At 36.2% G+C, this 4,049-nt stretch carries 5 protein-coding genes; 3 read left to right on the forward strand and 2 right to left on the reverse strand.

Annotated elements, in window-relative coordinates; all coding sequences use genetic code 11:
- Positions 1–165 precede the first annotated feature (165 nt).
- The 3 genes from V7149_RS24675 to V7149_RS24685 all read left to right on the forward strand — a co-directional run bounded on the left by V7149_RS24675 (position 166) and on the right by V7149_RS24685 (position 3,223).
- Entirely contained in the window at positions 166–1,764 is a 1,599-nt protein-coding gene (locus V7149_RS24675; protein WP_335348208.1) for a spore germination protein, read from the forward strand.
- A 94-nt stretch (positions 1,765–1,858) separates the two neighbouring features.
- Positions 1,859–2,092: a hypothetical protein gene (locus V7149_RS24680; RefSeq protein ID WP_335348209.1), complete on the forward strand. Its 234-nt coding sequence runs from the start codon at positions 1,859–1,861 to the stop codon at positions 2,090–2,092.
- A gap of 12 nt (positions 2,093–2,104) precedes the next feature.
- Positions 2,105–3,223, forward strand: coding sequence for a GerAB/ArcD/ProY family transporter (locus tag V7149_RS24685; RefSeq protein ID WP_335348210.1), 1,119 nt, complete (start codon positions 2,105–2,107; stop codon positions 3,221–3,223).
- 59 nt (positions 3,224–3,282) lie between these two features.
- Here V7149_RS24685 and V7149_RS24690 read toward each other — a convergent pair whose 3' ends face one another.
- Both V7149_RS24690 and V7149_RS24695 read right to left on the reverse strand, forming a co-directional pair.
- Complete coding sequence (locus V7149_RS24690; protein WP_335348211.1) at positions 3,283–3,474, reverse strand: YbxH family protein; 192 nt, start codon at positions 3,472–3,474, stop codon at positions 3,283–3,285.
- Between the two features lie 159 nt (positions 3,475–3,633).
- Positions 3,634–4,047 (reverse strand): peptidylprolyl isomerase, encoded by a 414-nt coding sequence (locus tag V7149_RS24695; protein WP_335348212.1) that lies wholly within the window; start codon positions 4,045–4,047, stop codon positions 3,634–3,636.
- Between the last annotated feature and the right edge of the window lie 2 nt (positions 4,048–4,049).

Raw genomic sequence — 4,049 nt, forward strand, 5'->3', positions numbered from 1 at the left:
ATCATAATTAGAATATTTCGTTTCATCAGTAAACTCCTAAATCTTTCATAATAGTTATATACTCTGCGAATCATGGATTTTTTAAGCAAAATAAGTACAAAATATTTATAGAGGAGTTTCCTGCCATTTCAACAATAAATTAGAAATAAGGATGGGAGTCTCATTATGGGATTTTTCAAACAATCAGCAAAAAAGCAAAGACCAAACCGTATCTCAGCTGCACAAAATAAGAAACAACAAAAAGAGGTTCAAAATAATAAATTAAACGAGAGTGTAGCTGGAAATATTCAAAAAATTAAAGAAACGCTTGGTAACAGTGATGATATTATCACCCGTGAGATTCGCCTCGGCAAAGAACAAAAAATAAAAGCAGGAATCATTTATACGGATGGATTAATCGATAGTACAGCAAATCAAAACTTTATAATGGAATCTTTAATGCTGGATTTGCCGCAACTCAATATTGATACTACAGAATTTGAAGATCTCCTTATTTATTTTAAAGAGACAGTGCTTACAGTTGGAGAAATCTCAGATGTATCAGACTATAACAGCTTGTTTGATTCTCTATTATCAGGGCATGTCATTCTCTTATTCGAAGGATTTTCAAAAGGTTTTGCGGTAGGAATGAAGGGAGGAAAAGAACGCAGCGTTTCAGAACCAACGAATGAAAACGCAATACGCGGACCAAGGGAGGCCCTGACGGAAAATATACGGACGAATACCGCATTAATTCGCCGAAAAATTAATAATCAGAACCTATGGCTAGAGACGAAAAAAATTGGAAAACAAACAAAGACGACGGTTTCGTTCATGTATATAAACGGAATTGCAAATGATAAAGTAGTGGCAGAAGTAAGGAGTCGCCTTGACAAAGTAAATATTGACAGCATGTTAGATAGCGCATATATAGAAGAATTAATTCAAGATGAAACGTATACACCTTTTCCCACCATTTATCATACAGAACGTCCAGATGTTGTTGCAGCAAGCCTTTTAGAGGGCCGTGTTGCCCTTCTTGTTGACGGGACTCCCTTTGTGCTATTAGTCCCTGCCTTGTTCGTTCAATTTCTCCATGCTCCTGACGATTATTATAACCGGGCTGATATTGTGACTCTTATTCGGATGCTTCGGTTTGTTGGGTTTTTTATCGCTTTGTTAGGCCCTTCCCTTTATATTGCGATTACAACTTTTCATCAAGAGATGCTGCCGACACAATTATTAATCGGATTAGCAGCACAACGAGAAGGTGTTCCCTTTCCAGCTTTCGTTGAAGCGTTAATGATGGAGGTTACCTTTGAAATATTACGGGAATCTGGATTGCGATTGCCAAAGGCGATTGGGCAAGCCGTATCGATTGTCGGAACTTTAGTGATTGGGACAGCAGCTGTAGAAGCTGGGATTGTTTCTGCTGCCATGGTTATTGTCGTCTCAATTACAGCCATTTCAAGCTTTATAGTTAGCTCGTATAATTTGTCCATTTCCATTAGAATGCTGAGATTTCCTTTCATGGCATTAGCAGCTTCGTTCGGTTTATTCGGATTGATCATCGGATTGATCGCTCTTACACTTCACTTATGCAGTTTAAGATCTTTTGGGATTCCTTTTATGTCCCCATTTGGTCCATATATTCAAGAAGATCAAAAGGATGCAATCTTGCGCTTACCAAGATGGGGTTTATTTTCGCGCCCCCGTTTAATCAGTCAGAAAAATATAAAAAGAGATGAGTCTCAAGCTCCGAAGCCCCCAGAACAAAATGAATAAATTGCCTTTGGTGTTGAAAGGACTTTTTGAAGCTATGATTTTCTAAAAAAAAAACAATGAATGGGTATCTTTTACAACTGAGGGGAGCCTGCCTATGTTAATGGTTATTGGAATTTTTGTTATAGCCATTATTATTATTGCTATTGAAGTACCTTATCTTAAAAAAAATAAGTTAAAGAAAGAAAGCTGGGTATTTTCGATTTTGCTGATAATTGGTGTTGGATTAAGCATTGCATATAATTTACATCTCTATATTCCAAACCCTTTGCAAGGGCTTGCTGTTATTTTTAAGCCATTTAGCGATTTTGTTAATGAACTGCTGATATGAATCTAGGTGATAATGATGCTTGAAAAGGGAAAAATATCGGTTCGGCAATTTAGAGTGTTAGTGATCTTTTTTACGATAGGGACGAGTATTTTAGTAACCCCATCATTCTTAGCTTCTTATGCACGGCAAGACGCATGGATTGCAGTCATAATTAGTATAGGGGTTGGGCTATTATTTGTATGGTTATTTACTGCGATTGCCGGCTTTTATCCTAATCTGAACTTTGTACAAGTCAATGAAAAAGTTCTCGGTAAATGGCTTGGGAAAATAATTTCTCTTTTGTTCCTTACAATGCCATTCGTCTATACGGTAGAACTTTTATTTTATTCGGGAACTTTTATTACAGTAAACCTCATGCCAGAAACACCAATAGAAGTGTTGCATATTATGTTAGCTGTTATTTTAGTAATGGCAGTACGTCTTGGACTGGAAACATTTTCACGCACTGCGGAAATCAACATTATTGCCTTTATTTTGCTTTTTTTAATGTTACTATTTGTTGCACCACAAATAAAGTTAGAATACATTCAACCTGTAATGGAAAACGGTATAAAACCTTTATTTCTGCCAGTTTTACATTTACTTGATGTTAACTATTTTAATGCGGTTGTGTTATTAATGATATACCCTGCCTATGTAAATGAGCCGAAAAAAGCGCAAAAATCATTTTTTATTGGTACATTAATAGGAGGTTTTGTCGTTCTTGTTATTACATTGTTATCTACAATGGTTCTTGGTGTTGACACGACTATTAGAAATTTATATCCGGGGTATGCATTAGCCAAAAAAATTAACATAGGCGGTTTTTTGCAGAGAATTGAAGCCGTCATAGCATTTATGTGGATTATGACGACCTATTTTAAGATGCTGATTTATTTTTATGCGACTTGTTTAGGGCTTGCTCAAGTATTAAATTTAAAGGATTACCGGCCAATCACTCTCCCTTTAGCTATGATCGCCGTTGCTTTTGCTTCAATAATGATTCCAAATGTTGTAGAACAGCAAAATTGGGATAATGGAATTAATCTAGTTTTCTCATTAACAATTGGAGGATTTTTACCTCTATTCATATTAGGAGGAGCATTGATTCGAAAAAAATTTACGAAGGAAAGTTCAAAAAATGTAATGTGAGTGAAACTTAATCATTCGCTTACAAGGTATTTAAGGGACTATGGACCGCCCCCTGTCCCTTAAATACCATGTTCAAAGCAATAGTGGTTGACTAGCTCTTCAATGAAGTTATGTTCAGGGAATTTTCCAGAAAACTCAAATGGAATTTCCTCAACAAATTTTCCACTTTTATAAACATGGATGGCTCCATCTTGATTAACAACACTATATTCAGCTTGAAATTGATATCCATTCTTTTCAATAGCACCCATCTATGTCATCTCCTTATTGCAATTTTCCTTTAGTATGAACTCAATTCTAAAAATAAATCGGTTTTAAGTTTTGCAGGCAATTTATTTTATAAATTTGCAAAATAAGAATGCCAAGTTCACAAAAAAAAAGAGCCATTTAGGCTCCTTCTCAATCGAATTTTATGCTTCTGTAACTTCAACTTTCTCCATAACATCGCCATTTTTCATTTTTAATACCGTGTCCAAACCTGAAGTCACTTTTCCAAAAACAGTATGAACTCCATTTAAATGTGGCTGAGGCTCATGAACGATAAAGAATTGACTTCCCCCCGTATTGCGTCCAGCATGTGCCATTGAAAATGACCCCGCTTCATGCTTATAAGGGTTGCCTTCTGTTTCACAATTAATGGTGTAGCCTGGGCCACCTGTTCCTGTTCCATGCGGGCATCCGCCTTGACTTACAAATCCAGGGATTACACGGTGGAAGTTTAGTCCATTATAATAGCCTTCATTTGCAAGCTTTTCAAAGTTTGCAACTGTTCCAGGTGCTGCATCTGGATATAATTCAAACTCCACTTTTTCCCCATTTTGCATTA

Source organism: Bacillus sp. JJ1503 (genome assembly GCF_036965125.1).
Taxonomy (GTDB): Bacteria; Bacillota; Bacilli; order Bacillales; family Cytobacillaceae; genus Cytobacillus.